Origin of the sequence: uncultured Haliea sp., from assembly GCF_963973825.1 — a bacterium.
Lineage (GTDB): Bacteria > Pseudomonadota > Gammaproteobacteria > Pseudomonadales > Halieaceae > Haliea.
Genome location: NZ_CAXBAE010000006.1, coordinates 157645 through 183845 on the forward strand (window position 1 = coordinate 157645; position 26201 = coordinate 183845).

24 protein-coding genes and 1 tRNA gene are annotated in these 26201 nt (G+C 63.5%); 8 read left to right on the forward strand and 17 right to left on the reverse strand.

Annotated features, from left to right (window positions below; all coding sequences use genetic code 11):
• From AACZ17_RS09425 to AACZ17_RS09435, 3 genes are read right to left on the reverse strand one after another with little or no spacing between them, the layout of a single operon-like run.
• Window positions 1–1383 carry a hypothetical protein gene (locus tag AACZ17_RS09425; protein WP_290737883.1) on the reverse strand — a complete coding sequence of 461 codons (1383 nt, stop codon included), beginning with the start codon at window positions 1381–1383 and terminating at the stop codon, window positions 1–3.
• Window positions 1384–1395: 12 nt separating this feature from the next.
• Window positions 1396–2037, reverse strand: coding sequence for a sulfotransferase (locus tag AACZ17_RS09430; RefSeq protein ID WP_290737886.1), 642 nt, complete (start codon window positions 2035–2037; stop codon window positions 1396–1398).
• A complete protein-coding gene (locus AACZ17_RS09435) occupies window positions 1928–2551 on the reverse strand; it encodes a sulfotransferase (protein WP_290737889.1) in 624 nt (207 codons plus the stop codon). Before AACZ17_RS09435 ends, AACZ17_RS09430 begins: the two co-directional genes overlap by 110 nt.
• Before the next feature lie 173 nt (window positions 2552–2724).
• Between AACZ17_RS09435 and AACZ17_RS09440 the strand changes: the two genes are divergently transcribed.
• Window positions 2725–3369 carry a TetR/AcrR family transcriptional regulator gene (locus AACZ17_RS09440; protein WP_290737892.1) on the forward strand — a complete coding sequence of 215 codons (645 nt, stop codon included), beginning with the start codon at window positions 2725–2727 and terminating at the stop codon, window positions 3367–3369.
• Window positions 3370–3376: 7 nt separating this feature from the next.
• Here the strand turns inward: AACZ17_RS09440 and AACZ17_RS09445 are convergent, their stop codons facing one another.
• The 13 genes from AACZ17_RS09445 to AACZ17_RS09505 all read right to left on the reverse strand — a co-directional run bounded on the left by AACZ17_RS09445 (window position 3377) and on the right by AACZ17_RS09505 (window position 17429).
• Window positions 3377–3808, reverse strand: a complete 432-nt coding sequence (locus AACZ17_RS09445; RefSeq protein WP_290737894.1) for a thioesterase family protein — start codon at window positions 3806–3808, stop codon at window positions 3377–3379.
• Entirely contained in the window at window positions 3805–4968 is a 1164-nt protein-coding gene (locus tag AACZ17_RS09450; protein ID WP_290737897.1) for an iron-containing alcohol dehydrogenase, read from the reverse strand. The genes AACZ17_RS09445 and AACZ17_RS09450 overlap by 4 nt, the downstream gene beginning before the upstream one ends.
• A gap of 9 nt (window positions 4969–4977) precedes the next feature.
• Window positions 4978–5955: an NADPH:quinone oxidoreductase family protein gene (locus tag AACZ17_RS09455; RefSeq protein ID WP_290737900.1), complete on the reverse strand. Its 978-nt coding sequence runs from the start codon at window positions 5953–5955 to the stop codon at window positions 4978–4980.
• Window position 5956: 1 nt separating this feature from the next.
• Entirely contained in the window at window positions 5957–7135 is a 1179-nt protein-coding gene (locus AACZ17_RS09460) for an acetyl-CoA C-acyltransferase (protein WP_290737903.1), read from the reverse strand.
• A 54-nt stretch (window positions 7136–7189) separates the two neighbouring features.
• Entirely contained in the window at window positions 7190–8110 is a 921-nt protein-coding gene (locus AACZ17_RS09465; protein ID WP_290737906.1) for an SDR family NAD(P)-dependent oxidoreductase, read from the reverse strand.
• Between the two features lie 54 nt (window positions 8111–8164).
• Window positions 8165–8629 carry a MaoC family dehydratase gene (locus tag AACZ17_RS09470; RefSeq protein WP_290737909.1) on the reverse strand — a complete coding sequence of 155 codons (465 nt, stop codon included), beginning with the start codon at window positions 8627–8629 and terminating at the stop codon, window positions 8165–8167.
• 54 nt (window positions 8630–8683) lie between these two features.
• A complete protein-coding gene (locus tag AACZ17_RS09475; RefSeq protein WP_290737912.1) occupies window positions 8684–9934 on the reverse strand; it encodes an acyl-CoA dehydrogenase family protein in 1251 nt (416 codons plus the stop codon).
• Between the two features lie 40 nt (window positions 9935–9974).
• On the reverse strand, window positions 9975–11687 hold the full coding sequence (locus AACZ17_RS09480) for a class I adenylate-forming enzyme family protein (protein WP_290737915.1): 1713 nt from the start codon (window positions 11685–11687) through the stop codon (window positions 9975–9977).
• A gap of 17 nt (window positions 11688–11704) precedes the next feature.
• Complete coding sequence (locus AACZ17_RS09485; RefSeq protein WP_290737918.1) at window positions 11705–12844, reverse strand: acyl-CoA dehydrogenase family protein; 1140 nt, start codon at window positions 12842–12844, stop codon at window positions 11705–11707.
• An 18-nt stretch (window positions 12845–12862) separates the two neighbouring features.
• Window positions 12863–14041 (reverse strand): acyl-CoA dehydrogenase family protein, encoded by a 1179-nt coding sequence (locus AACZ17_RS09490; RefSeq protein WP_290737921.1) that lies wholly within the window; start codon window positions 14039–14041, stop codon window positions 12863–12865.
• 92 nt (window positions 14042–14133) lie between these two features.
• On the reverse strand, window positions 14134–15270 hold the full coding sequence (locus tag AACZ17_RS09495) for a GGDEF domain-containing protein (RefSeq protein WP_290737924.1): 1137 nt from the start codon (window positions 15268–15270) through the stop codon (window positions 14134–14136).
• A gap of 97 nt (window positions 15271–15367) precedes the next feature.
• Complete coding sequence (locus AACZ17_RS09500) at window positions 15368–16162, reverse strand: SDR family oxidoreductase (RefSeq protein WP_290737927.1); 795 nt, start codon at window positions 16160–16162, stop codon at window positions 15368–15370.
• Window positions 16163–16184: 22 nt separating this feature from the next.
• Window positions 16185–17429 carry an NADH:flavin oxidoreductase gene (locus tag AACZ17_RS09505; RefSeq protein ID WP_290737930.1) on the reverse strand — a complete coding sequence of 415 codons (1245 nt, stop codon included), beginning with the start codon at window positions 17427–17429 and terminating at the stop codon, window positions 16185–16187.
• 136 nt (window positions 17430–17565) lie between these two features.
• On the opposite strand from AACZ17_RS09505, the gene AACZ17_RS09510 reads away from it, so the two are divergent.
• The 4 genes from AACZ17_RS09510 (at window position 17566) to AACZ17_RS09525 (ending at window position 20793) form a co-directional block, all read left to right on the forward strand.
• Complete coding sequence (locus AACZ17_RS09510) at window positions 17566–18393, forward strand: DUF429 domain-containing protein (protein ID WP_290737933.1); 828 nt, start codon at window positions 17566–17568, stop codon at window positions 18391–18393.
• A gap of 69 nt (window positions 18394–18462) precedes the next feature.
• On the forward strand, window positions 18463–19377 hold the full coding sequence (locus AACZ17_RS09515) for a cation diffusion facilitator family transporter (protein ID WP_290737936.1): 915 nt from the start codon (window positions 18463–18465) through the stop codon (window positions 19375–19377).
• A 68-nt stretch (window positions 19378–19445) separates the two neighbouring features.
• A tRNA-Gly gene (locus AACZ17_RS09520) sits at window positions 19446–19519 on the forward strand.
• 359 nt (window positions 19520–19878) lie between these two features.
• Window positions 19879–20793, forward strand: a complete 915-nt coding sequence (locus AACZ17_RS09525; protein WP_339638198.1) for a class I SAM-dependent methyltransferase — start codon at window positions 19879–19881, stop codon at window positions 20791–20793.
• 214 nt (window positions 20794–21007) lie between these two features.
• Here the strand turns inward: AACZ17_RS09525 and AACZ17_RS09530 are convergent, their stop codons facing one another.
• On the reverse strand, window positions 21008–22306 hold the full coding sequence (locus tag AACZ17_RS09530; RefSeq protein ID WP_290737942.1) for an NADH:flavin oxidoreductase/NADH oxidase family protein: 1299 nt from the start codon (window positions 22304–22306) through the stop codon (window positions 21008–21010).
• 122 nt (window positions 22307–22428) lie between these two features.
• Between AACZ17_RS09530 and AACZ17_RS09535 the strand changes: the two genes are divergently transcribed.
• Genes AACZ17_RS09535 through AACZ17_RS09545 form a run of 3 tightly spaced genes read left to right on the forward strand, consistent with a single transcriptional unit; the run spans window position 22429 to window position 26201 of the window.
• Complete coding sequence (locus AACZ17_RS09535; RefSeq protein WP_339638200.1) at window positions 22429–23526, forward strand: AI-2E family transporter; 1098 nt, start codon at window positions 22429–22431, stop codon at window positions 23524–23526.
• Between the two features lie 9 nt (window positions 23527–23535).
• Window positions 23536–25056, forward strand: a complete 1521-nt coding sequence (locus AACZ17_RS09540) for an efflux transporter outer membrane subunit (RefSeq protein WP_339638202.1) — start codon at window positions 23536–23538, stop codon at window positions 25054–25056.
• Window positions 25053–26201, forward strand: a complete 1149-nt coding sequence (locus tag AACZ17_RS09545; protein ID WP_290737950.1) for an HlyD family secretion protein — start codon at window positions 25053–25055, stop codon at window positions 26199–26201. The genes AACZ17_RS09540 and AACZ17_RS09545 overlap by 4 nt, the downstream gene beginning before the upstream one ends.

Sequence of the window (26201 nt, forward strand, 5' to 3'; positions counted from 1 at the left end):
TCAATACTGTCGATAGCGCCGCTGCACATGCCGATGACGCAGCAGCCGCTGTGCGGCGCGCTCCCCAGGGCCGACCCGGCGTGCATGCGGCAGGTGCTCACTGATGGCATCAAATGCTACCAGCGTGACCTTCAGCTGCGGCCACTCCTCCTTCGGTGGAGGCTCCGGATAGGTCCAGCGCATGCTGGTATAGCCGTGCGGGACCCCGGTGGTGCTGACCCAGTTGGCCACACCCGGGTCGCGGTGGCAAACCACCCAGCGCCGGGCGCCGTCGGGGTCAGTTTCGACGAAGTGCGCGTTGATGTTGCTGGGGTAACTCTCGAAATCGAGGGATTCGCCCCACAGGTTGGCGAGATGGAAGCCCAGAAAGTGTGGCTCCACCGGAGTGCGGGTTTCGATAATCAGCGCCTGGTCGTCATCCAGCAGATAGGTGCCACCAGCGTAGATATTGCTGCTCTGCCCGCCGCCCGTGGCCAGGCCCAATGCGTTCGGCGGGTTCATGTCGTTCACCGGCATGAACGGCTTGTCCAGGCCCATGCGCTCACTGAGGCCACCCGGTACCTGGCCGTAGGTCTCCAGCGTGATCGCGTTGAAAGCGTTCCAGAAGTGTACCTGGTTGCGCGCGACACGGCCCACCTCACGCAGCATCTGCAGGGCAGCCTCCGGGTCTATCGGTGGGCGCGGCTCCTGCTCACAGCCGATGCGCAGGATTTCCAGATCCAGGAGGTCCTGGTTTTCCCAGTCGTGAAACAGCTCGCGGCAGGTAAGAAAGCGACCAACGTGCTCCACACCACGGCTGCTGCGCCGGCTGAGGAGGAAATTGCCCTTGTATCCGTCGGGTTTCTCCGGGGCGACCAGAATGTCGAAGCTGCCGTCCTCCGCCACTTGCAACGCCGTGCTGTCCAGGGTGCCAGTGTTGATGCGGGTGCCCGGGGTCATTTCCGACAGCTCACCGCTGTCGCCCGCGTAGCCGCTGGCCAGCTCGAAAATCACATACTGCGGGGCCGTCCTGCCCGGCGCGGCGGGCTCCCCGCGCCAGTGTCGGCTGTCGGCGGCGCGGCCGCGAATGCGGTAACTGTAATTGCCGTCGATCTCCACGCCCAGGTAAACGGCATCGGCATTGTCGATCGTTGAGCGGTTCATGGGCTGGATGGCGCGGCGAAACCGTGGATACAGTGGATCGCCTAGGGCGCGCTCAATGCCGGCGAGCATGAAACCCAGCACATAGCGGTAGCCCTCCGCCAGATTGCGGTCGCTGGGGGGCGGCGGATACAGCGCTGGATCATCGATGGCATCGCGCGCCTCCTGGAAGCCCTGAATCATGTCATCGAAGGCCTGGCGCAATGCTGCGCGGGTGGCGTGATTACTGTCTTGCTGGGACATGTCCTGTGCCTCTTATGACGGAGTGGAAACGCTTTCCTGTGTACTGGTGGGCCATGCATACCGTGCGTAGAAGTCAGCGAGGCGCTCCTCGAGCAGCTCCCGCGACAGGGCGTAGTCGCCAAGGCTGTATTCGAATTTGGAGTGATGGCTCTTTTCACGTTCCGCATTGGCCTGCAGGAACGCGTCGAATTCCGGGTTCACCGTCATGCCCAGGGCCCGGTAGGCGGCGTGCACCGTCTCCCGCGGATGTGCGGTCAGCTCGCGGTAGTCCACCACGGCACGGGGCGTGTCCGGATGTGCGGCCAGCTGGCGGGCAGGATTGTGGAAGCTCTCGAAAGAGGTTTCCAGCAACAGGTCGAGGGAGCGCGCGTAATCTTCCTTGCCCCAGCCCTTGCTCTTCCAGGAAATCTCCACCAGCTTGAGCAGGCTGGGCACGCACTCGGCCGGATCCCGCAGCATGACCACGATACGGGCATCCGGGAAATACTCGATCAACGAACCCACCCAGCCACTCATCACCGGATTCTTGCTCAGGTGCACACGGTCACCGCCATTGAGCAGCAGCTGGCGTTTGATCAGCTCCCGGTAATGGTGCAGCCAGCGCCGGCGCTTGGCGGGCATCTGATCCAGATGGAACAGATCCAGCACATCCATCACTGGCAGGTCCGTCGCCCACTGCTGGGTCACGAAGGCCGCCCGCATGGCGAACTGGTCTTCCTCTGAAGTCCACAGGCTCATATTGTGGATATGGCGAAACCGGACCGAAGGTCTTGTCATCCCAGGCCTTGATCCGTCGATACAGGGCGCCGCCCAGCAGACCGCTGTCTACTGTGCCCAACCAGCGAATGACCCGCTTCTGCAACAGCGACGGGAACAGTGTTTCCCAGTAGAGGAAATAGCTGAAGCGCTCGCCATCCGCCGACAACAGGCGATGCATGAGCGTTGTGCCACTGCGCGCATGCCCCACGATGAACACCGGCGCGACGACGCGCTGGGTCCACAGCCGGGGGAAGAAGATGTAATCAAGTAGAAAGCACAGGGTATTGAACAGTGTGGCGAGCGGCGTGACCAGTAGCAGGCGCAGCAGCAGGCGACGGCGTCCGGGCCACTGTTTCAACCCCCAGACATGGCGCAGGAGGCGCCGGTAGTAATCAAAATCGAAATACATGGTGTGCCTTGCCCAGCGTCAGGAATACAGTACTCTAGCCGCTTGGGGGCCGCTGGCAACTGCGGTTTCCAGCGCCGAAGACCGAATACAACCTGTTGTTTCTACAAGGTTTTTCACGCCACGCAGGATACCCATGCACAGACCCTTACATTTTTCACCACAGGCGCAGTGCTGTGCCCACTAACGAGCTGCCCGCACCGCGCAAGCGTCCGCGCCAGCAGCGCTCCCGCGCGCTGGTCGAGGCCATCCGCGAAGCCTGCCTGAAAATCCTGGAACAGGAGGGCCCCGACCGGCTGACCACTGCGCGCATTGCCGATGTGGCGGGGGTGAATATTGCCTCCCTGTACCAGTATTTTCCCAACAAGGAGGCGGTGCTGGCGGACCTGTACGAAGAGCGCATGGCGGGCCTACTGGCCCAGACCGAGAGTGAGTTCGCGCGGATTCACGCCCTCACTGACCAGGGTGTGGAGGCCACACTGGCAGCCATCATTGATCTGGAAGCCACGCTGCTGCTGCAGCTGTATCGCATGTACCCGGATTTCTACCTGCAGTACCAGCAGAGCCTGGATATTCGCGCCCGCGTGAACCAGCTCACCCAATCACTTGCCAATCCCTCCTGGGAAGACTGGTTTCCGGGCTTCCTGCGGCGCCATCGGCAGCAGCTGCGGGCCGGTCCGATCGACACCATGGCGTTCATTGCCCGCCGCAGCCTGGATGCCAGCCTGCAGTCGGCGCTTGCCGAGCGCCCGGAGGCCCTGGAGGACCCGGTTTTCCGCCGGGAGGTGCTGAACCTCTTGCTGCGCTATCTGCTGAAGTAGCGCGGCATCAGCCGGCCACCAGCTTTTCCAGCGCCGCCCGCAAGCCATCCGGTATCGGCACCGACCGGTTGGCTGCACGGTCCACGAAAACGTGCACGAAGTGGCCGTGAGCGAGGGCCTCATCCTCGCCCTCGCGAAAAATGGCAATGCCGTACTGCACCGAGCTGTTGCCGAGACGATCGACCCGCAGGCCGCCCTCGATCGCCTCCGGGTAACTGGCCGGCGCATGGTAGTCACAGCCCGAGCTCACCACGTAACCGACGATGGCACCCTCCGCAATATCCAGTCCACCTTCCTCGATCAGATAGCGGTTGGCCACCGAATCGAAATAGGCGTAGTAGACCACGTTGTTGATATGCCCGTAGGTGTCATTGTCGGACCAGCGCGTGCTGATGGGGTAAAACACCTTGTAGGCATCCCGCCGCGGCCGCTTGCTCATGCGACGTCGCCATGCGCTGCGCGATACATCGCCAGCGCATCCGCCTCACTCACCTCGCGCGGGTTATTCACCAGCAAGCGCTGCTGCTGCATGGCGTCCGCTGCCAGCATGGGCAGCTCCGCTGCCGGCACACCAGCCTCCGCTAGAGTGGCGGGCAGACCCACATCGGCAATCAGCTGCTGCAGGGCCTCCACCAGTGCGGCGGCGCGAGCGGCGGCGCTGCCCGTGGCGGCCGGCACGATGATTTCGGCAAGTTCTGCATACAGCGTCTCGGCCGCCGGCATGTTGTAGGACAGCACCGAAGGCAATACCAGCGAGTTACTGAGACCGTGGGGAATGTGGTAATGCCCCCCCAGCGGATAGGCCAGCGCGTGCACTGCAGCGACCGGAGCGTTGGCAAACGCCTGCCCCGCAAGGCAGGCGCCCAGCAGCATGGCCGCACGGGCCTCCCGGTTGGCCCCGTCGCTGACGGCCGTGCGGATATTGGCTGCCAGCAGCCGCAGCGCCTCGCGCGCCAGGTTATCTGACAACGGGTTCTTCTTGAGTTTGGACGTGTAGGCTTCGATGGCATGCACCATGGCATCGACGCCGGTCATGGCCGTTACCCGCGGTGGCAAGCCCAGCGTCAGGTCGGCGTCGAGCAGCGCAATATCCGGCAGGAGAACGGGCGAGGACACACCGGCCTTGGTTGTCTCACCGGTGGTGATGACCGCAACAGGCGTCACCTCGGAGCCGGTGCCTGCCGTCGTCGGCACCAGAATCAGGGGCAGGCGCCCACCAGCGACCTGATCGACACCGTACAGGGCCTGCAGCGGCTGCGTGCCCGCGAGCAGCACCGCCACCACCTTGGCAACGTCCATGGAGCTGCCCCCGCCCACCGCGATCACCCCATCGACCTCGGCGCCGCGACCCCGCGCCGCCGCCGCCTCAACGGTGGCCTCGGGCGGGTCCTCACACACCTGGTCATAGAGCGTAACCTGCACCCCTGCCGCTTCCAGCGCAGCCTGCACGGGCTGCACCAGGCCGATTGCCAACAAGCCGGGATCGGTCACCAGCAGCGGCCGACGGATGCCGAGGCTCCGGCAGCGCTCCGCCAGCGCCAGCGCGCTACCCGGCTGGCAGACCAGCTGCGGCACGGTGTTGAAGACGAAAGGCTGCATCCGCTGCTCCTACAGGGTGAGAATCACCTTGCCGCGCGCCCGTCGTTCCATCATGCAGGCGTAGGCGGATTCATAGTCCTCCAGGGCAAACAGATCAGTCACCACCGGCTTCAGCTTACCCTCGGCAAACAGTGCCCAGAGCTCGTGAATGTTCTGCAGATTCACCTCGGGCTCCTCACCCATGAAGCGGCCCCAGAATACACCCACAATCGAACAGCCCTTGAGCAGCGTCAGGTTGAGCGGGATGCTTGGAATGGGGCCGCTGGCGAAACCAATCACCAGGTAGCGACCCTTCCAGGCCATACTGCGCAGGGCGGGTTCCGCGTAGTCACCGCCGACCGGATCGTACACCACATCCACACCCTTGCCGCCGGTCAGCTCCTTCAGCGCGTCCTTGAGCGACACGTCGCTGTAGTTGATCAGCTCATCGGCACCGAGTTGCTTGCACAGCGCCAGCTTCTCGTCGGTGCTCGCCGCCGCAATCACCCGCGCACCCATCAACTTGCCCAGCTCGACCGCCGTCGTGCCGACTCCACCCGCCGCACCCAGGACCAACAGGGTTTCCCCCGGCTGCAGGTTGGCGCGCTGCTTGAGCGCGTGGTAGGACGTGAAATAGGTGATTGCAACGCCGGCAGCCTGCTCAAAGCTCAGGCCTTCCGGCATGGGAAACACGCTGTGCTGATTCGCGGCAATGCGCGAGCAGAACGCACCGTGTGCCCCCATGGAGATCACCTTGTCGCCAGGCTTCAGGCGCTTGACCTTGCTGCCCACGGCCGCGACCACGCCCGAGCATTCGCCGCCGGGAATGAAGGGCAGATCGGGCTTGGTCTGGTACTTGTTCTGGATGATCAGCACGTCGGGAAAATTGAGCCCCGCCGCCTTGACATCGATCAGCACGTCGTCGTCGCCCATCTCCGGGTCGGGCCACGCAGTTTCCAGGGACAGTTTATCGGGCAGTCCGTGCTCCTTGCAGACAATCGCTCTCATATCACAGCACCTCGAACAGGCCGGCAGCACCCATGCCGCCGCCGACACACATGGTGATCACCACATATTTCACACCGCGCCGTTTGCCTTCCAGCAGGGCGTGGCCAATCATGCGCGAACCGCTCATACCGTAGGGGTGACCGATGGAAATCGCGCCCCCGCTGACGTTGAGCTTGGCGTTGTCGATACCCAGGCGGTCGCGGCAGTACAGCACCTGCACGGCAAAAGCCTCGTTGAGCTCCCACAGGCCGATATCATCCACCGACAGGCCGTGCTGCTTGAGCAGCTTGGGCACGGCGAAGACCGGGCCGATGCCCATTTCGTCCGGTTCACAGCCGGCCACCGCGATACCCCGGTACAGGCCCAGTGGCTGCAGGCCCTCCTGCTCTGCCAGTTTGGCGTCCATCAGCACCTGTGCAGATGAGCCGTCGGACAGCTGCGAGGCGTTACCCGCCGTGATGGTGCCGCCTTCAATCACCGTTTTCAGGCCGGCGAGACCTTCCGCGGTTGTCGCGCGCACACCCTCGTCCGCACTCACCGTGGCCTCGGCCTCGGACTGCTCGCCGGTTTCCTTGTTCCACACGATGCGCTTGCAGGTGACCGGTACCAGCTCCGCCTCGTAGCGGCCGTCGGCATAGGCCTCGGCCGTGCGCTGCTGTGACTGCAGTCCATACTCATCCATGGCTTCACGGGAAATACCGTAGCGCTTCGCCACTACTTCCGCGGTTTGCAGCATGGGCATGTGGATATTGGGATGCATGGCCATGAGCTCTTCGTCGACCATCCGGTGCAGGTTCATGTGCTCGTTCTGCACCAGTGAGATGGATTCCAGGCCGCCGCCCACAACACAGCTCATACCGTCATACATGATCTGCTTGGCCGCCGTCGCCACGGCCATCAGGCCGGAGGAGCATTGCCGGTCGAGCGTCATACCGGAGACGGTGACCGGCAGGCCGGCACGCAGGGCAATCTGCCGTGCCACGTTGGAGCCCGTGGCGCCCTGCTGCAGGGCGCTGCCCATGATCACGTCATCCACCCGGGCGGGATCAATGCCGGCGCGACGCACGGCCTCGGCCACGGAGGCCGCGCCCAGGCTGGCGCCGCCAAGGTTGTTAAAGCCGCCGCGAAACGCCTTGGCGATCGGCGTGCGGGCGGTGGCGACAATTACAGCTTCTTTCATAATGTTCTCCCGGGGCATGACAGACGCGCGCCCCTGTTGTGTGAATGGGGCGTATCAGTCGAGTTTGATGCCGAGGTTCTCCGCGGCCTTGCCCACCATCTTGATGCTTTGCTCAAAACCCGCGGTGAGTTCACGCTCGCCTTCCCGGCTGCTGATTTCATCCCAGTGTGCGGCAATGCCCTCCGGCGTCTGCTCTTCCACCGGCAGCCAGGCACCCTCGGTTTCCACGATGCGCGACACGGCAAAGGCGCCGGCGCCCGCGGCGAGGATGGTGCGGTTCGGTGAGTCTTCGCTGACCAGGTAAAGCACCGCCGGGGTGACGGTTTCCGGCGTCAGCAGTTCAAAGGCTTTCTCCGGCAGCAACCCCTCGGTCATGCGCGTACCCGCGGTGGGCGCCAGTGCGTTGACCCGGATGTTGTACTTGGCGCCTTCCTGGACCAGCGTATTCATCAGCCCGATCACACCCATTTTCGCGGCGCCGTAGTTGCTCTGGCCGAAGTTGCCGTACAGGCCGCTGGAGGAGGTGGTGACCACGATGCGCCCGTAGGATTGATCGCGCATGATGTCCCACACCGCCTTGGTGCAGTTCACGGTCCCCATGAGGTGCACGTCGAGTACCAGCTGGAAATCATCCAGCCCACCCTTGGTAAAGCTCTTGTCGCGCAGGATGCCGGCATTGTTGACCAGAATGTCCACACGGCCCCATTTCTCCATGGCCTGCTGTACCATGCCTTCCACTTCGGCGTACTGCGCCACGTTGGCACCGTTGGCAATCGCTTCGCCACCGGCCGCTTCAATCTCGGCGACCACCGCGCGTGCCGCGTCGCTGGAAGCGCCAGTGCCGTCCTTCGCACCACCCAGATCGTTCACCACCACCTTGGCGCCCCGGGCGGCCAGCGCAATGGCGTGGCAGCGGCCCAGCCCCTGGCCCGCTCCGGTGACAATGGCGACCTTACCGTCATAGCGAATACTCATCACTCTACTCTCCCTTGATTCGATGTTGTGTGCCCGCGCGGCGGGCAGGTCAATTCAGCCCGCAACCACCATGGACAGCCATTCAGCGACCAGAGCGGGGTTGTCTTCGCCCTCGATCTCGACCGAGATAGCCTGCTTGATCAGGAACCGGTTACCGTCCTTGGGCTGCACATCCACAATCTCGACGTGGGCACGTACACGCTTGCCGGCGCGCACCGGTGTCAGGAAACGCACCTTGTCGAAGCCGTAATTGATCCCCATCAGCACCTTCTCGGGCATGATCCCGACACCCTCGCACATCTTCACCAGCATGGAGAGCGTGAGAAAGCCGTGTGCAATCGTGCCACCAAAGGGCGTCTGCGCGGCTTTTTCTTCATCGATGTGGATGAACTGGTGGTCCTCGGTAACATCGGCAAACGCGTTGATGCGATCCTGCCCCAGGGTAATCCAGGGGCCGGGCTCCAGCTTGAGGCCTTTCTGGTTCACCATTTCGCTGTTGGGAACGACTTTCATGGTCATGTGTATGTCCTTGCGGTTACGTGTATCGGTTGTGAAATCAGCCAGGGCTGCCCCTCAGCCGTCGCGGAAGGTCGCGTTGACCTCCTGTTGCTGCATGTAGCGCCTGAGCTCGTTGCGGCCCACCACCATGCGATGCACTTCGTCCGGGCCGTCCGCCAGGCGCAGGGTGCGCTGGCCCATGTACATGGTGGCCAGCGGCGTATCCTGGGAGACACCGAGTGCACCGTACATCTGGATTGCCTGGTCGACAATGCGGATGGAGATATTGGGCACCGCGGTCTTGATCATGGAGATCCAGACCCGGGCTTCCTTCGGGTCCACGTTATCCATCATCCACGCGGTTTTCAGGGTGAGCAGGCGGGCCATTTCGATATCCATGCGCGCGTTGGCGATGATATCGACATTGCCGCCGAGACGCGCGAGAGGCTTGCCAAACGCCGTGCGGGAAACCGCGCGCTCACACAGGAGTTGGAGCGCCTTCTCCGCCGCCCCGATGGCACGCATGCAGTGGTGAATACGACCGGGGCCGAGCCGCCCCTGGGAGATCTCGAAACCGCGGCCCGGCCCCAGGATCATGTTTTCCCTGGGTACCCGCACGTTGGTGTAACGCTGGTGCATGTGGCCGTGGGGCGCATCGTCCATGGAAAACACGTTCATCGCGCGCAGGTTCTCTACGCCGGGCGTATCCATGGGCACCAGTATCTGGGACTGCTGCAGGTGCTTGGGCGCATCGGGGTCGGTCTTGACCATCACAATCATGATCTTGCAGCGCGGGTCACCGGCGCCGGAGATATAGTGCTTCTCGCCGTTGATGACCCACTCGTCACCGTCAAGCACCGCGGATGTGCTGATGTTGGTGGCGTCCGATGAGGCCACGCCGGGCTCGGTCATGGCGTAGGCGGAGCGAATCTCGCCATTCAGCAGCGGCTCAAGCCACTCGCGTTTCTGCGCCTCGCTGCCGTACTTGTGCAGCACCTCCATGTTGCCGGTGTCCGGGGCGGCACAGTTGAACACCTCGGCGGCGATATGCGACTTGCCCATTTCCTCGGCAAGATAGGCATATTCCACGGTGGTCAGGCCGGAGCCATGCTCGCCGTCGGTCAGGAAGAAGTTCCACAGGCCGGCCGCTTTCGCCTTGCCCTTCAGGGTTTCCATGATCTCGGTCTGACGGGGGGTGAACTGCCAGCGGTCCCCGACACCGATCTCCGCCATATACTCCGCTTCCAGCGGCTCGATTTCCTCCGCGACGAAGGCCCTTACCTGCGCCAGCAGGGGTTGTAGTTTGTCACTGACTCCGAGATCCATGGCATGCTCGCTCTTGCTGTGTGTGATTAAGATTAGCCAACTATTCGTCTTTGGCCGCCTGCGTCAACCCGGCACTGTACTGGGCCTTCAGCTGACGCTTGAAAATCTTGCCTGAGGCGATGCGCGGCAGGGGCTGCTCCTGCAGCCAGACCCGCTGCGGCACCTTGAAGGCCGCCAGGTGTTCGCGCAGAAAGCCCTGCAGCTGCTCCGCATTCAGTGCCGCCCCGGCACGCACCGTGACAACCGCTCCCACCGTTTCACCGAGGCGTACATCGGGGAGGCCGAACACCGCGGCCTCGCGCACTGCGGGGTGCCGATGTAGCGCCGCTTCCACCTCGATGCAGCTGATGTTCTCTCCCCCGCGGATAATGATGTCCTTGATGCGATCGACGATATACAGAAAGCCCTCGTCATCCAGGCAGGCCACATCACCGGTGTGAAACCAGCCGTCGACGAAGGCCTCGCGGGTGGCTTCCGGTTTGTTCCAGTAGCCGCGCACATTCGCCGTAGACTTGATGCACAGCTCGCCACGCTCACCGGCGGGCACAGTGTGACCTGCGCCGTCAATCACCTTGAACTCGGTGACTGCGGGCACCGCGCGCCCGGTACTCGAAGGCCGCGCAACGTATGCGGCACCCGCATTTACGGCGCCGAGGGCATTGGTCTCGGTGAGTCCGTAGCCAATGCCCGGTGCCGACCCCGGAAAGGTTCCCGCAATTTTCCCCACCTGATCGGGGGGCCGGGCCGCACCCCCCGAGAAGATCTCGGCCAGCGAGGCCAGATCATACGCGCTCTCGGCGGCAGCGGCCTGCAGCTCCGCCGACATGGTGGGCACACCGTTGAACCAGGTAATCCGCTCCGCCTCGATCAACCGCAGTGCTTCCTGCGCATCCCACTTGTGCATAATCACCAGTTTACGGCCCACCAACAGCGAGAGCAGAAAGGCCGAGTGGCTGGCCGTGCAGTGAAACAGCGGAATGGTCAGGAGGCCCGCGGGCGGATAAGGCGGCCTGGATGTCGCACCCGCCAACTGCTTGTTCACGGTACCCTGCAGCAACCAGCTCCAGAGCGCGGCCAGAATCGCCCGGTGCGTGGAAACGGCCCCCTTGGGATGCCCGGTAGAACCGGAGGTATACATGATGGTGGCGTCGTCATCGGGGGCCACCGCAACCTCGGGCATGTCCGCACCCCGGAAGGACTGTAGCAGGGTGTCGAAGGCTGCGGATTCCACGGGAATACCTCTGCAGTCGCCCACCGCGATGATCGACAGCGCGTGGCGCGCCGCGATTGGCGCCAGACGGCTGACCCGTTCGGGATCGGCAATCACGACGCGACTGCCGCTGTCCTCGATGCCGTAATCCAGCTCCTCACTCGTCCACCAGGCGTTCATCGGCACCGCCACCGCCCCGATCGAGACAATCGCGATGAACGCCAACATCCATTCCGGGTTGTTGCGACTGACAATGGCAACACGGTCGCCGTGGGTCACGCCGAAGCGCTGCTGCAGCGCCGTGGCAAGCGCTGCACTGTGCGCCCAGGCCTCCTCGAAGCTGTAGCGCTGCTCGCGGTAGACAGCGAAGCAGCGATCGCCATGCTGGCGCATTAACGCGCAGTACTGCCCCAGGTTACGGGGCATGTTGCAGTAGGAGCGATACGCCACGCTACCCACCGTGACCGTTTCCAGGGCAAAGGGCTGCCCGGGCGCCGTCAATGCGGCAACCCGGGCGGCGAACAGATCGTCAGATGTCTGCATAGCGGCGGCAATGCGCCTCAGAAACCGCTCAGTCTGGCGAAACGGTCGAGGTGGTAGTTGTAGTCACCGAAACAATGCTGCGCCACCCGCGCGCGCTTGATGAAAAAACCGATGTCGTACTCATCCGTCATGCCGATACCACCATGCATCTGGATACCCTCGTTGGTCGCGCGCTGGGCCACCTCACAGAGCTTGGCCTTCGCCGCGCTCGCCAGCACGGGCAACTGGGGGTCATCTGCATCAATCGCCTGCAGCGCCTTGAGCACCAGGGAGCGGGACAGCTCCAGTTCGGCAAACAGCTCCGCGGCGCGGTGCTGCAAGCCCTGGAAAGACCCGATAACCTTGCCGAACTGCTTGCGCTCCTTGAGGTACCCCACGGTACGTTCGAAGGCCTCTGTTGCGATACCCAGCAGCTCTGCTGCAAGCCCGATATTGGCGATATCGAGGCTGCGGCTGAGCCCGTCCCAGGCGCCATCCACATCACCCAGAACCGCATCGGCAGGCACCTGCACCGCATCCAGCTGCAGCGCGCCCACACCGCGGGCGTCCACCAGGCTGCGCCGCTCCACCGTGAGGCCCGCGGCGTCCGCCGGCACCAGGAAAGCCGTGAGCCCGGCACTGTCACCGGGTTCCCCGGAGGTCCGCGCAATCACCACAAACTGCTGCGCCGCCAGCGCATCAAGCACCAGGCACTTGCTGCCATGCAGGCGATACCCCGCGCCGTCTGCCTCCGCCTTCAGTGCCGTATCCTCCGGCGCGTGCAGCGGCCCTTCCTGCAGTGCCAGGGTGACGTGCAGCTCGCCCGCTGCCAGGGGTGCCAGCAGCGCCTGCTTCTGCGCCTCGCTGCCGAGCTCGTTAAGCAGGGTTGCGCCAAGCAGCACGGTTGACTGCAGCGGCACCGGGCTCAAGTGGCGGCCCGCCTGCTCCAGCACCAGGCCCAGCCCGGTGTAGCCGTAGCCCAGGCCACCGTAGGCTTCCGGAATGGCGATACCGGGCCAGCCCATCCCGGCGATGTCGCGCCACACATCGGGCGCAAAACCCAGTGCATCATCAGCATCGCGCAGCGCGCGCAGCTGCGCCACGCCCGCTTTCTCCGCCAGCAGCCCCGCTGCCGACTCTTTAAGCATCACCTGTTCTTCTGTCAGTACCAGTGCCATGTCAGTGTCCTCTCCCGCTCAGTCCGGCAAGCCCAGTACGCGCTTGGCAATAATGTTCAGCTGCACCTCGGAGGTGCCGCCCTCAATGGAGTTGCCCTTGGAGCGCAGCCAGTCCCGACTGGTGGCGCCACCCTCATACACATCACCGTCCCAGCCCAGTGCCGGTTCACCGCCGATGGCCAGGTTGAGCTCGTTGCGCCGCTTGTTCAGCTCGGTGCCGTAATACTTGAAAATGGATGAGGCGGCGCCCAGGCCCTGGCCCGCCTTGGCTTCGTCGCCCACGCGGCTCATGGTGGCGCCGAAAGCCAGCGCATCCAGCTGATATTGGGCGATGGTGTGGCGCAGGATGCCGTTGCGCAGCCGCCCGCTGGCATCCGCTCCGTAGGTCTCGACGGCCACAGAGCCCAGCGACTTCTTCGGCGCCGTACCGAAGCCGGAAATCATTTCCCGTTCGTGCGTAAGAAGGTACTTGGCGATTGCCCAGCCCTTGCCCTCTTCACCAACGAGGTTGCGCTTTTCGGCACGCACGTTGTCAAAAAAAGTTTCGCAGAAGGGCGAGGAGCCACTGATCAGCTTGATCGGACGTGTCGTCACGCCCTCGCTCGCCATGTCGAACAATACGAAGCTGATGCCCTCATGCTTGCTGCCACTGTTGTCGGTGCGCACCAGGCAGAATATCCAGTCCGCCTTGTCGGCGTACGAGGTCCAGACCTTCTGCCCATTGATCAGGTAGTGATCGCCACGGTCCTCGGCGCGGGTTTGCAGACTTGCCAGGTCGGACCCTGCGTTCGGCTCCGAATAGCCCTGGCACCAGCGGATCTCGCCGCGACAGATGGGCGGCAGGTGTTCCTGCTTCTGTGCCTCGGTGCCGAACTTGAGCAGCGCCGGGCCGAGCATGGAAATGCCGAAGCTCTCCAGCGGTCGGCGCGCGCCTATCCGCGCCATCTCCTGCTGCAGGATCTTCGCCTCTTCCTTGTTCAATCCGCCACCGCCGTACTCACGCGGCCAGTGCGGCACTGTCCAGCCGCGCTCCGCCATGCGCTGGCACCAGACCTGCTGGTCAGGGTGGTCAACTTCCGGGTTGCGCCCACCCATATAAAGATCGTCGAAGCCGCGCACCGGCTCGCGCATGGCCGGGGGGCAATTTTCCTCGAGCCAGGCGCGGGTGTCGGCACGAAATTTTTCCAGGTCGCTCACTAGGGCACCTCTTCAGATCGAAACAACGTATGAATGGACGGGCAGCAGATCGCCCAGCGCAGATTTGAACATACAGTATGTTTTGCTAACGTTCAAGAATGCCCGGTTTTATCCCTGTACATATCTGCGTCGGCTGCGCGCATCAGGGCGTCGGCGCTGTCACCCTGTGCCGGCCACAAAGCGACGCCGATAGCGCTGCGCACCAGGACCGATGTCCCGCGCAGTTCCAGGGGACCGTCAAGCGCCCGGCGCAGTCGATCGCGGGCAGCCTGCGCAGAAATGCTGTCGCCAACCCCGTGCAGGATGACGAGAAACTCATCTCCTCCCAAACGCCCGGCGAAATCCGCCTCCCGCAGAAACCCGCGCAGGCGTTGTGCCACCGCCTTCAGCAACTGATCCCCGGCCTGATGACCGAAGCGATCGTTCACCTGCTTGAACTCATTGAGGTCGATCAGCAACACGGCAAAATGCTCGGCATAGCGCTTCGCCCGGCGCAGCGTGCGCTGCAGCGTGGCGTCAATCTGCCGGCGATTGGGTAAACCTGTCAGCACATCCTCGGTAGCCAGCTGCAGTGTACTGAGATGGGCGCGAAAATAGCAGGCCACGGTGATACCAAAGGTCCAGCCCATCAGGCAGAGCATGGCCGCCAGGAACGCGAGCGCGCGCGGCGCCTCCATACCCTCCCCGGGGCTCAGGGTTTCCTGCAATGCCCAGGCACCCCGGTACAGCAGCACCAGGCCCAGCAACGCCGGGAAGAGTGCCGCCAGCCCATACACCCTGAAGGCCGCCCCCCGGGTGCGCCAGACCATCACCAGCGCCGCCGCCAGCATCAGGGGTGCGGACAGCAGGTCGTGGGCGAGGTGGCGCGCTACCGGATCCAGGCGGTTGACCCAGGCAATCAAGACGAACAGCGGGATGAGCAGCAAACCCGCACGCCAACGCCAGCGGGAGAGGTGCCCACGGAACTGTAACGCCCCCTCCAGCAGCAGCGCGGCGCCGATCAGCGCCAGACTGTTGTTGATGACGGTAAGGTAGTGCTCAATGCCGCCACGACCGGCGAATGGAAACGCGACCAGAAACCCGACGGTGTTGGCCAGCGTGGCGAGGAACCAGGGAAACACCCCCGCCATGTCCCGGTTGATGCGCCACAGGATCAGGGTGATCAGCGTGCACATCGCCGACACCAGGGCTATGACCAGATACAGAGTGGGCACACTGAGCGAGTTCATGCTGCCCCCGTTCGGAAACGTGAGCTGCCATGGTGCGCGTGCCCGCTGCGGGGGTCAATGCGTCGAGGGCAGGCGCGCGTAAAAAACCGCGCCGCAGCTAGAACTGGGCTCGGGGCATCTCGACCTGGGAATAGGTGAGTCCGCCGTTCACACCGCAGATCTCGCCCGTGACATACGACGCGGCGGGGGACGCCAGATACAGCGCACAGGCGGCGATATCCTCGGCCTCGCCCAGGCGCGCCAGCGGCGTGCGCGCGGACATGGTCTGCTCCATTTCCGGCGTCATGAAGTTCTCCAGCGCCGTGGTCACTGTGGCGCCAACGCCGATGCCGTTGACCCGAACCCTGGGTGCGAAGTCCTGTGCCAGTGCGCGCGTCAGCCAGGACAGCGCGGCCTTGCCGGTGCCGTAGGCGGCGAAACCGGCCTGGGGCAGGCTGCCCGCCACGGACGAAATATTGACGATAGCGCCTTTGCCCGCGGTCGCCACCATGTGTGGCGCGCTGAGACGGGACAGGGAAAACGCCGAGGTCACGTTGAAGTGGAAGCAGGCATCGAAGTCCTCATCCGTGGTCTCCAGCGCCGGCTTGGGGCCCCAACCGCCCGCGTTATTGACCAGGATGTCCAGGCGACCAAACTCCGCCAGTGTGCGCTCCACCAGCGCTGCACGCTGTGCACCATCGGTCACATCACAGGTGACTACCAGCGCGCGCCGGCCGCGTGAGCGCACCTGCTCCGCAACGGCCTCCAATTCGCTCAGGGTACGCGCTGAGATGGCGACGTCGGCGCCGGCATCGGCGTAGGCCAGCGCGGTGGCGGCACCGATACCGCGCCCCGCTCCGGTGATGAGCGCCACCTGCCCGTCGAGACGGAAACGATCGAGAATACTGCCCATGATTCACTCCTGAGTGATGAGATTATTGCACCGCCGCGGCGGGGATGGTGTTCAGCACAGGGTCGTTGGGCGGGTTGTGAACGCACCAGGTGCCGGCGGGATGGTAAATGTAGGCGACACAGCCATTACAGTTGTCACAGCCAGACTCGATCACCTCACCGCTGCGCAGCTTGTTCACCAGTGCCGGGTCGTGAATCAGCGGCCGCGCCATCACCACGCAGTCAAAACCTTCCGCCAGCGACTGCTCGGCATGGGCCAGCGAACGCGCGCCACCCAGATAGGCCAGCGGCATGTCGACCGCGGCGCGGATCTTGCGCGAATACTCCAGAAAATACATGGGCTTGAAATCAATCTTGGGTTCGCTGGACGCCGCCGCCTTCATCATCAGTGACGTAATCCACTCACCCTGTTGCTTCAGCACCCGGGCAATGATTTCCCGATTCATATTGCTGCCGAACATGAACCAGGTGGATTCCACGTTGCGGCCGCCGGACAGCACCAGCATATCAGCACCCGCCGCCTGTAGCGCACCTGCGGTGACCACGCCGTCCTCCGCCGTGGCGCCGCGCCGGGTGCCATCAGCCACATTGATCTTGGCCAGCACCGCCATGTCCTTGCCAACGGCGCGCTTCACCGCCGCCAGCACCCGGGCCGGAAAACGGACCCGGTTCTCCGCACTGCCGCCGTACTCGTCGGTGCGACGATTGCTCAGGGGCGAAATAAACTGGTTGAGCAGGTAACCATGGCCCATGTGCAACTCCACGGCGTCAAAGCCGCCTTCCCGCGCCAGTTCCGCGGCCTGCACGAATTCCGCCTCCACCCGCGCCATGTCGTCCTCGTTCATCGCGCGCTGCAGGATATTGCCTTTCATCAGGCCGGCGGGGTTGAAGCCGGAGGAGGAGCTGATGGTACGTCCGGGGACTTTCATACCGGTGACAAATGAGCCACCGTGGGTGATCTGGGCCGAGATCGCCGCGCCCTCATCGTGCACCGCCTGGGTGAGCACACGCAGGTCGGGTAGCACCTCGGGCCGCATCCAGATCTGGTTAGGCAGCGTCCGCCCTACTTTCGCCACCGCCATATACGCCACCGTGGTCATGCCCACGCCGCCCGCTGCCAGGTCCCGGTGATGCTTGACCAGCGCCTTGGTGGGCTTGCCCTCCAGGCACATGGCTTCATTGGCGCCGGACTTGATAAAGCGATTGCGCAGGGTGATGGGCCCGATGGTCACGGGGTCGAAAGGCGTGGGGGTTGTGGTCGAGGCCATGGCAGACGGTCCTGTTATTGTGGATCCCGCTGCATCTTACTCTCGCCGGCAGGGCGCCGCGATGTTGCACTGAATCTGGAAGCAGATCGGTTTAACATGGCAGGCGCCTACCCGACACGAAGAGACACCCTTTGCCATGCAGATCTGGGGCATCGATTTCACCAGCCGGCCGCGCCGAAGCAAGCCAATCACGGCCCTGCGATGCTGCCTGCAGGGCAACCAGCTGACCGCCGGCGAGCTTCTCCGCCTTGAGCATTTCGACGCGTTCGAGGAACTGCTGCGCCGCCCTGGCCCGTGGATCGCGGGGCTGGACTTTCCTTTCGGCCAGTCCAGCCGCTTTATCCACAACATCGGCTGGCCACCCGCATGGGCGGATTACGTGCGCCTCGCCCAGAGTCTGGGGCGAGCGGGGTTCCGCAGTGCGCTGGACGACTACCGCAGCGGCAGGCCGGCCGGCGACCGTGAACACCGGCGGCAGGCTGACCAGCTGGCAGGCGCCATCAGTCCGCAAAAGCTGTACGGCGTTCCGGTGGGGCTGATGTTTTTCGAGGGCGCGCCACGGCTGCTGGCCTGCGGGGCATCCATTCCCGGCCTGCATGCAGGCGACCCTGCGCGCATCGCGGTCGAGGCGTACCCCGGCCTGCTCGCCAGACACTGTATCGGCAGGCGCAGCTACAAACAGGATACGCGCAGCAAACAGACCGAGGCACAGCGGCAGGCGCGACAGGACCTGCTGCGAGCAGTCTGTGGTGAGCCCGTGCTGGCACGCTACGGGCTGCAGGTGAGCGCGCCGGACGACCTCGCGGAAGACCCGGGTGCAGACACACTGGATGCCCTGCTGTGCGCCGTGCAGGCCGCATGGGCCTGGCGCCAGGGACCGCCGCAATTTGGAGCACCCCTGTCAGCCGGGACGACTGAGGGCTGGATCGCGGACCCGGGGTTGCTGCCTCGCAGCCAACCCTGACGCTTTGCCAATACCCCGCCGCTGCTCTATCCTGCGGTTCGTTTATTCCCGCAGTGGACATCCAGACCCATGACTTCCCCGGCCTCACCCGCGCAGGCGGCGCGCCTGATGAAACTGGCTACCTACGCCTCGGTTTCCGTAGCAGCCGTGCTCATCCTGGCCAAGACCGTGGCCTACTGGCAGACCTCGTCAGTCAGCATTCTCGCCTCACTGGTGGACTCGCTGATGGATTCCGGGGCATCGCTGCTCAACCTGTTCGCCGTGCGCTACGCACTGGAGCCCGCCGACCGCCAGCACCGGTTTGGGCACGGCAAGGCGGAGTCGATTGCAGCTCTCGCGCAAAGCGCATTTATCATCGTTTCCGGTGTGCTACTGCTGGTGGAAGCCACCCGACGCCTGCTGAACCCCGAGCCCATCGGCGCCTTCGGTGTCGGGCTGGCGGTCATGCTGTTGACCATCGCGGCAACGGCCGTGCTGCTGCTGTTTCAGGGCTATGTCATCCGCCGCACCCAATCCGCGGCCATCCGCGCGGATGCCCTGCACTATCGCACCGACCTGTTGACCAATTCCGGGGTTGTGGTGGCATTGCTGCTGGCGCAATTCGGCTGGCCGGGCACGGACCCGCTGTTCGCCATCGGTGCCGCGCTTTATATTCTGTGGTCGGCGCGCAGCATTATGGGTTCGGCCTTCAACGAGCTGGTGGATCGGGAGCTACCGGACAGTCAGCGCGCGCAGATCATCGCCATCGCAGAAGGCCACCCGGAGGTGCGGGGCGTGCATGACCTGCGCACGCGCAGCGCCGGACGCATCGACTTTGTGGAGATGCACCTGGAGCTGGATGGCAGCATGCCGCTGGTCAAGGCACATCGCATTTCGGACGAGGTGGAGGCTGCGGTTATCGCCGCCATGCCCGGCGCGGACGTGGTGATCCACCAGGATCCGGCGGGCATCGTGGAAGTGCAGCAGGACGAGCAGTTGCAGTAGCCACCCGCAGGACACCCACTGCGGCTTTGACGCCGCCGGCGCTTCGGGCTACCATCTTTCACGTCTTCGCGGGTGTAGTTCAATGGCAGAACTTCAGCTTCCCAAGCTGATAGCGTGGGTTCGATTCCCATCACCCGCTCCAGCCTTTCAAAAAACGTCGCTTACACAGCCATCAGGGGGCATATCTGGGCTGGGGAGTTGTAACACCGAGGGGTAATGCCGAGGAGTCACGGCTCGCGGTACCTACTCCGCGAAATGATCCCCGCTAACCTGCGTCCATATTTTGAAGACGGACGAGAATTCAGGATTGTGTTAAGGAGCAGCGACAGGCGCACAGCGAGATACGCGACACTTTCGATCCGGGTTCTGGTGCAAGCGGAGCTTGAGCGTTTGACAAAAGAATTAGTGCCAACCCAGACGCCAATACAATCTTACAATCTTAAGAGAAGATAGCTGGACGCACGGAATCATACTAGAGCTTTAGAACTCACGAGGCGCAACATGATTGGTGGGGATCAAAAAGGACACTCCGAAGAATACTTCTCGGATTATCGAGATCATTGGTGGAACAATGACTTTCTGGAGCTGATGGCAATTCGGTGGGGGCTACGAGAATACTCTTCGCTACTCGATGTGGGTTGCGGCGAGTTTCACTGGAGCAGCTTATTAAGTCCGCACATGAAGTCGCCTAACGTTATTGGCATCGACAATGATTCAAAATGGTCGAACAATGATCTGTCGAAAATTCGTAAGAAATTCCACAACGTAAACCGTCTTGAGCTTTTATTTGGGTCCGCTGAATCGATTCCGTTTCCAGATAATTCATTCGATGTTGTTACATGTCAAACGGTGCTGATCCATGTAGCCGACCCAGCGGGAGTTATCAGAGAGATGAAGCGCGTAACCAAAAAGGGCGGCATAGTTATATGTGCAGAGCCGAACAACATGGCCACCTGTCTCTCAATAGACTCCTCTGCGTCAATACACAAAGTATCCGAAACTCTCGAATCTGCAAAGATTTGCTTGTACGAGCAATACGGAAAATACCTAAATGGTGAAGGATATAACTCAGTAGGAGACCTGGTCCCACTATTTTTTCACTCCAGTGGTCTTACCAACATAAAAACGTACCTATCAGACAAATGTGTTCCGCTGATACCTCCCTACAGAACGGAAGAGCAGCTAGCCACCATTCGCTCAATGAAGCGGTGGCTTGAGACAGAAGACGCTAACTTCGACTCAGCTGGGATTCAAGCGCGCGTTAGAAAAGCAGAAAGCGTATTAGGTGACATCGGGCTCAACGTCGCAATGCAGACTGAAAGAAGCAAAAAGGACACTAAAAACGATTTGGAACAGCAATCGTTATACTCACCCGGATCGGCCATCATGTACCTGGTATCTGGCGTTAAGTCGTAGACCAGAAAAGCCTCTGCATGTCGTGAAGTACTCCGCCGGGCCAACCCGGCTGCCAAACAGTGTACATTTACCTCATGATCACTCGGTTGATACAAGTAGAAGAGCCTCACGACAACGCAAGCAGGATCGACAGCGTTCAGAAGGTGTGACACCAAAGGGTCATACTCTCACTTAGAGGCCAAGGTGACCCGTTTAAACAACCCTTCGCTGTCGCTCAAGGCCTGGGTGTGCGCCCACGCAGCAAACGCCGCTGCTCGATGGCCACCCGCAGGGCTGCCCGCAACACCGAGATTTCCGGCTCGGCCTCGCCGCGCTTGCCCAGGGCATCCAATTGCGCGTAGAACCAGTACTGGCCGGCGAAGGTATCCAGTGTGCGCAACGTTTTGATGTGCTTGAGAAACCCCAGCCAGCCGGGGAGCAGGCCGAGGCCCTGCTCATAACGGGGCAGATCCTCCGCGCCCGCCAGCAGCCGCGCGGGCGCATCGGTCTGCAGACACATCGGCCGCCCCAGGCCAATAACATCCACACCACCCGAAGCCAGCGCCTCCTGCATGGCCTCGCGGCTGCGAAAGCCGCCCGTGACCATCAGCGGCACCCTGAGTTCGCGGCGCATGGCGAGGGCAAAGTCGACGAAATAGGCCTCCCGCTCCAGGGTTGATGCCGCCACTTTTTGTGGATCTGGGGCCTCCAGCCCCTCCACGCCCAGCAGCCGGGGCTGCTCGTAGGTGCCACCGGAGATTTCGATCAGGTCGACACCGGCTGCTTCCAGCCACGTCGCCACGCGCAGGCTTTCCCCGAAATCAAAGCCGCCGCGCTGAAAATCCGCACTGTTCAGTTTCACCGCCACCGCCACCGTAGGGCCGACCGCATCGCGCACCGCCGCCACCACCTGCAAGAGCAGCCGCGCCCGGTTTTCCAGGCTGCCGCCATACGCATCCTGCCGCTGGTTGCTGCGCGGGCTGAGGAACTGGGAGAGCAGGTAGCCATGCGCCGCATGCACCTGGATACCGGTAAAGCCCGCGCGGCACACAGCGCGGGCCGCGACTGCGAAGCGCTCGACCAGCCCGGTGATTTCCTCCACGGTCAGCGCCACGGGGGCGCCGAACTGCCCGCCCGGCAGCCCCAGCTTGACGGCTGAAGGCGCCCGCGGATGCGGATTGACGGTTTTCATGGTCTGGCGCCCGGCATGACTGAGCTGCACCCAGGCCTGATTCCCGCCAACGGTGCAGGCCTGCGCCCACGCGGCCAGCGCTTGGGCCATCTTGGGGTCCGGCTCACGGTCAATCACCACATTGCCGGGCCGCTCCAGATGATCGCGGTCGACAATGACGTTGCCCGTCAGCAGCAGGCCCGCGCCGCCAGCAGACCAGCGGCGATACAGGGTGTTCAGCGCCGGGGTGGGCACACCATCCGGCGTCGCCAGGCCCTCCGTCATGGCGGCTTTCGCCAACCGGTTTGGCAGCTCGACCCCGCAGGGCAGCTGCAGGGGCTGTGAAAGAAGCGCATTTTTCATTGTCTGTCCTGGCGAATCGGCTGCGTTGGCGTGGTATCGAGCCGCATTTTTCGCTATGTTGCAAGCGTGACAGGCCTCAGCCGCTGGCACACCTCAATAACAGACCGCCAGGATGCGCCCCGATGACCAATCCCGACACCCCTTCTCCCCAGACGCCAGCGGTCGATCTTGCCGTGCGCCTCGGTATGGCCGCCCTCCTGGTCTGGCTCGCGATGCGCGTTTTTGCGCCGTTTCTCTCCCTGATGATCTGGTCGACGGTGCTGGCCATCGCCCTGTACCCGCTCACCCGCGGACTGGCAGACAAACTCGGCACCAGCACCGGCCGCGCCTCCACACTGCTGGTGGTGCTGGGCCTGGCGTTGCTTGGAACACCCACTGTCATGCTGGGCATGTCTTTCACCGAAGACATGCTGCGCACCTACACCGCACTCATGGAGGGCACGCTGCACGTTCCGCCCCCCGGCGAAAACGTGGCAGGCTGGCCGCTGATTGGCCCACAGATTTACGAGGCGTGGCTGGCAGCCTCCAGCAATTTGAGTGAATTCCTGCAGCAGCATGCCGGGCAAATTCGCACCGCCTCGGAGCAGGCTGCGTCCCTGCTGCTCGGCGGTCTTGGCAGCCTGCTGGCCTTTCTCTTTGCGCTGGTGATCGCGGGCATTTTCATGGCCTATGCACAGCCGGGCGCTGCCACCAGCACGCGTATTTTCCGGCGCATCTGCGGTGCGGAGTTCGGCGACGAGTTGCACCAACTCTCGGTGGCCACCGTACGCTCCGTCGCTACCGGGATACTCGGGGTAGCGTTTATCCAGGCAGTGCTCTTTGGCGTGGGCTTCCTGCTCGCCGGCATTCCGGCGCCCGGAATCTTTGCTGTCGCAGCGCTGATCCTGGGCATCATGCAGGTACCCGCGCTGATTTTCACCATACCCGCCATCATCTACGTCTGGACCACCGGCGACGGCTCCGGTGTGGTGAATAGTCTGCTCACGATCTATCTGGTGATTGCCGGCCTCGCGGACAATGTGTTGAAGCCAATGCTGCTGGGCCGCGGCGTCGCCGCACCCATGCCGGTGATCCTGCTCGGCGCCCTGGGCGGCATGCTGATCAGCGGCATTATCGGTCTGTTTGCCGGCGCCGTGATTCTGGCCATCGCTTACCAGGTCTTCATGGCCTGGGTAAACGAGACGCGTGCAACAGACTTCACCCAGGAATTCAAGGACTGAGCGCGGCGGGTGACCCACTACGGCAGAATTGCAGTTGCCCTGGGGCTAGCGCTGACCGCGGCGGCCTGTGCGCCCCTCGGCCCCGATTTTCAGGAACCCGAACAGGCCTGGCTTGCCGAATGGCAGCCCGAGCTGTACGCCAACGTGGCCGACGCTGCGACGGACAGCAACGCCGGCCTCGATGACTGGTGGCGGCAACTGGAAGATCCGGTGCTCAACCAGCTCCTCGCCGCGGCACGCTCGGAGAGCGTGTCGCTGCGCGTGGCGGGGTTGCGCGTTCTCGAAAGCCGGGCACTGGCCGGCATCGCCTCTGGCCTGAACTATCCACAGGTACAGACCGTGGGCGGAAACGCGGCGTGGGTCAACCAGCATCGCGCGGGCAGCGGCACGGGCGATTTCAGCACCGGCGAACTGGCCTTCAGCCTGGGCTGGGAGCTGGATTTCTGGGGCCGCTTCCGGCGCGGCATAGAGTCGGCCGATGCCGCCTACTTTGCCTCCATCGCCGCCCAGCGTGATGCCCAGGTTCTGCTGACCGCACAAATTGCCTCGCTCTACTTCAACTACAAGACCACGCTGCAGCGCATTGAAATTGCCGAACGCAACGTGGCACTGCAGGAGCGCAGCTTCGAGATCACCGAACGCCTGTACCTGCGTGGCCAGGATTCGGAACTGGACCTGCAACAGGCCAAATCACAGTACCTCTCCACGCTGGCAACGATACCCGGACTCAAGCTCACGCTGACCCAGACACGCAATGCACTGGCGGCGGCACTGGGGCGTGCCCCCGGGGATGTCCCGGAACTAGCAGCCGTCGACAGCACACTGCCCACGCTCACCCCCAACATGCTGCAAAACATTCCCGCACAGCTGCTGCTGCGGCGGCCTGACGTGCGGGCAGCGGCCTGGCAGGCTGCTGCGCAGTCGGCGCAAATCGGTATCGCCCGGGCTGACCTGTACCCGGCCATTTCGCTGTTTGGCACACTGAGTTGGAGCGACAACAGCCTGAACCTGGTCAGTGAGACCTCCCAGCTGGCGATCGGGCCCAGCTTCAGCTGGAACCTGTTCAACTACGGCCGGCTGGAAAACGCCGTGCGTATCCAGGACGCGCGTCTGCAGCAGGCCCTTGAGGGCTTCCGCGGTGTCACCCTGAATGCCGCCCGCGAGATCGATGATGCCGCCAACCGCATCAGCCGCACCCGGGACACGCAGGACATCCTGGACCAGTCCCTGCAGGCTGCGGAACGCTCACTGGACATTGCGACCCGCCGCTACCAGGAGGGCTATTCAGGGTTTCAACGGGTGCTCGATGCGCAGGCGGTCACCTTCGCGCAGTCGGACCGCGCTGTTCTCAACCGGGGCCAGCATGTCAACGCCGTCATCGACCTGTACCGGGCACTCGGCGGTGGCTGGACACCGGCCACCCTGGACACCCTGCTACCCCCCGACATTCGCGACACCATGCAGCAGCGCACCGACTGGGGCGAACTGCTGCAATCCCCCCTAGCCCAAGAGCCGGATTCCACACAATGAGCGAACAAGCGCAGGCCGCAGCCGATACCGCGGATTCGACCCCAACGCCAGTGGCGGACACACCGGCATCGCGCAGCGTCACGAGAGGAAGCCTGGGCCTGCTGGCCCTGCTGCTGGCGACCCTCTGCTGGTACCTGCTCGCCGACCGCTTTACGCCCTACACCTCACAGGCGCGCATCGAGGGTTATGTGGTCGGCGTGGCACCCAAGGTGGCCGGCATCGTGACCCACGTTGCCGTGGAGAATAACAGTCGGGTGACGGCAGGACAGCCACTGTTCACCATTGACCAGTCGCAGTACGAACTCGCCCTGCAACGGGCACAGGCGGAACTGGCCAACGCCGAGAAGCAGGTAGATGCCGGTGATGCCGCAGTCACCGCGGCACGCGCCAACCTGCGCGCGGCGCTGGCGAGTGAAACCCAGGCGCGGCAGGACTACACCCGTCTCAAACGGCTGCGCGAGGAAGACCCGGGCACCCTCTCCGAGCGCCGGCTGGAAGTGTCCGCAGCCAGCCTGGAGCAGGCCAGCGCTCGCGTCGCCGCCGCAGAGGCCGATATCCAGCGCGCCATCGAGCAGAAGGGTGGCGACTCCCTCGCCGAGAACACCATGCTGCAGTCCGCGCGCACCGGCGTCGCCCGCGCCCAGCTGGACTTCGACAACACCACCGTGGTGGCCGAATCCGACGGCGTCATTACCGACCTGCGCGCCGAGGTCGGCCAGTTTGCCGGTGCCGGAACCCCGGTGATGACGCTGATCGCCGTGGCGGACGTCTGGATCAATGCCGCCTACACCGAGAACAACCTGGGCAACCTGCGCCGTGGAACGCCCGTGGAGATTGTCCTCGATGCGCTCCCCGGGCGCGTGCTCAGCGGTACGGTTCGCAACATCGGGGTGGGCGTCAGCGCCAGCAGCAAACCGCCACCCGGCGCGCTGCCCACCGTGCAGAACAGCCGTGACTGGCTGCGCCAGGCGCAGCGCTTCCCGGTGCAGGTGGCGCTGGACCTGCCCCTGCAGGATGATGTCAGGGCACAGCTGCGCATCGGCGGACAGGCCTCGGTCATCGCCTATACCGAAGGCCACGGCGTACTCGGGATGCTGGGCAAGCTCTACATACGCTTCCTCAGCCTGTTGTCCTACGCCTACTGA

Excerpts from the sequence above, each read along its gene's own strand:
- AACZ17_RS09545 (WP_290737950.1), top strand. The coding sequence starts at position 25,053 with ATGAGCGAACAAGCGCAGGCCGCAGCCGATACCGCGGATTCGACCCCA.
- AACZ17_RS09425 (WP_290737883.1), bottom strand. The coding sequence starts at position 1,383 with ATGTCCCAGCAAGACAGTAATCACGCCACCCGCGCAGCATTGCGCCAG.
- AACZ17_RS09530 (WP_290737942.1), bottom strand. The coding sequence starts at position 22,306 with ATGAAAAATGCGCTTCTTTCACAGCCCCTGCAGCTGCCCTGCGGGGTC.
- AACZ17_RS09485 (WP_290737918.1), bottom strand. The coding sequence starts at position 12,844 with ATGGCACTGGTACTGACAGAAGAACAGGTGATGCTTAAAGAGTCGGCA.
- AACZ17_RS09525 (WP_339638198.1), top strand. The coding sequence starts at position 19,879 with ATGATTGGTGGGGATCAAAAAGGACACTCCGAAGAATACTTCTCGGAT.
- AACZ17_RS09450 (WP_290737897.1), bottom strand. The coding sequence starts at position 4,968 with ATGCAGCCTTTCGTCTTCAACACCGTGCCGCAGCTGGTCTGCCAGCCG.
- AACZ17_RS09510 (WP_290737933.1), top strand. The coding sequence starts at position 17,566 with ATGCAGATCTGGGGCATCGATTTCACCAGCCGGCCGCGCCGAAGCAAG.
- AACZ17_RS09505 (WP_290737930.1), bottom strand. The coding sequence starts at position 17,429 with ATGGCCTCGACCACAACCCCCACGCCTTTCGACCCCGTGACCATCGGG.
- AACZ17_RS09460 (WP_290737903.1), bottom strand. The coding sequence starts at position 7,135 with ATGAAAGAAGCTGTAATTGTCGCCACCGCCCGCACGCCGATCGCCAAG.
- AACZ17_RS09430 (WP_290737886.1), bottom strand. The coding sequence starts at position 2,037 with ATGGATGTGCTGGATCTGTTCCATCTGGATCAGATGCCCGCCAAGCGC.
- AACZ17_RS09515 (WP_290737936.1), top strand. The coding sequence starts at position 18,463 with ATGACTTCCCCGGCCTCACCCGCGCAGGCGGCGCGCCTGATGAAACTG.
- AACZ17_RS09455 (WP_290737900.1), bottom strand. The coding sequence starts at position 5,955 with ATGAGAGCGATTGTCTGCAAGGAGCACGGACTGCCCGATAAACTGTCC.
- AACZ17_RS09475 (WP_290737912.1), bottom strand. The coding sequence starts at position 9,934 with ATGGATCTCGGAGTCAGTGACAAACTACAACCCCTGCTGGCGCAGGTA.
- AACZ17_RS09500 (WP_290737927.1), bottom strand. The coding sequence starts at position 16,162 with ATGGGCAGTATTCTCGATCGTTTCCGTCTCGACGGGCAGGTGGCGCTC.
- AACZ17_RS09465 (WP_290737906.1), bottom strand. The coding sequence starts at position 8,110 with ATGAGTATTCGCTATGACGGTAAGGTCGCCATTGTCACCGGAGCGGGC.
- AACZ17_RS09445 (WP_290737894.1), bottom strand. The coding sequence starts at position 3,808 with ATGAGCAAGCGGCCGCGGCGGGATGCCTACAAGGTGTTTTACCCCATC.
- AACZ17_RS09470 (WP_290737909.1), bottom strand. The coding sequence starts at position 8,629 with ATGACCATGAAAGTCGTTCCCAACAGCGAAATGGTGAACCAGAAAGGC.
- AACZ17_RS09435 (WP_290737889.1), bottom strand. The coding sequence starts at position 2,551 with ATGTATTTCGATTTTGATTACTACCGGCGCCTCCTGCGCCATGTCTGG.
- AACZ17_RS09495 (WP_290737924.1), bottom strand. The coding sequence starts at position 15,270 with ATGAACTCGCTCAGTGTGCCCACTCTGTATCTGGTCATAGCCCTGGTG.
- AACZ17_RS09480 (WP_290737915.1), bottom strand. The coding sequence starts at position 11,687 with ATGCAGACATCTGACGATCTGTTCGCCGCCCGGGTTGCCGCATTGACG.
- AACZ17_RS09535 (WP_339638200.1), top strand. The coding sequence starts at position 22,429 with ATGACCAATCCCGACACCCCTTCTCCCCAGACGCCAGCGGTCGATCTT.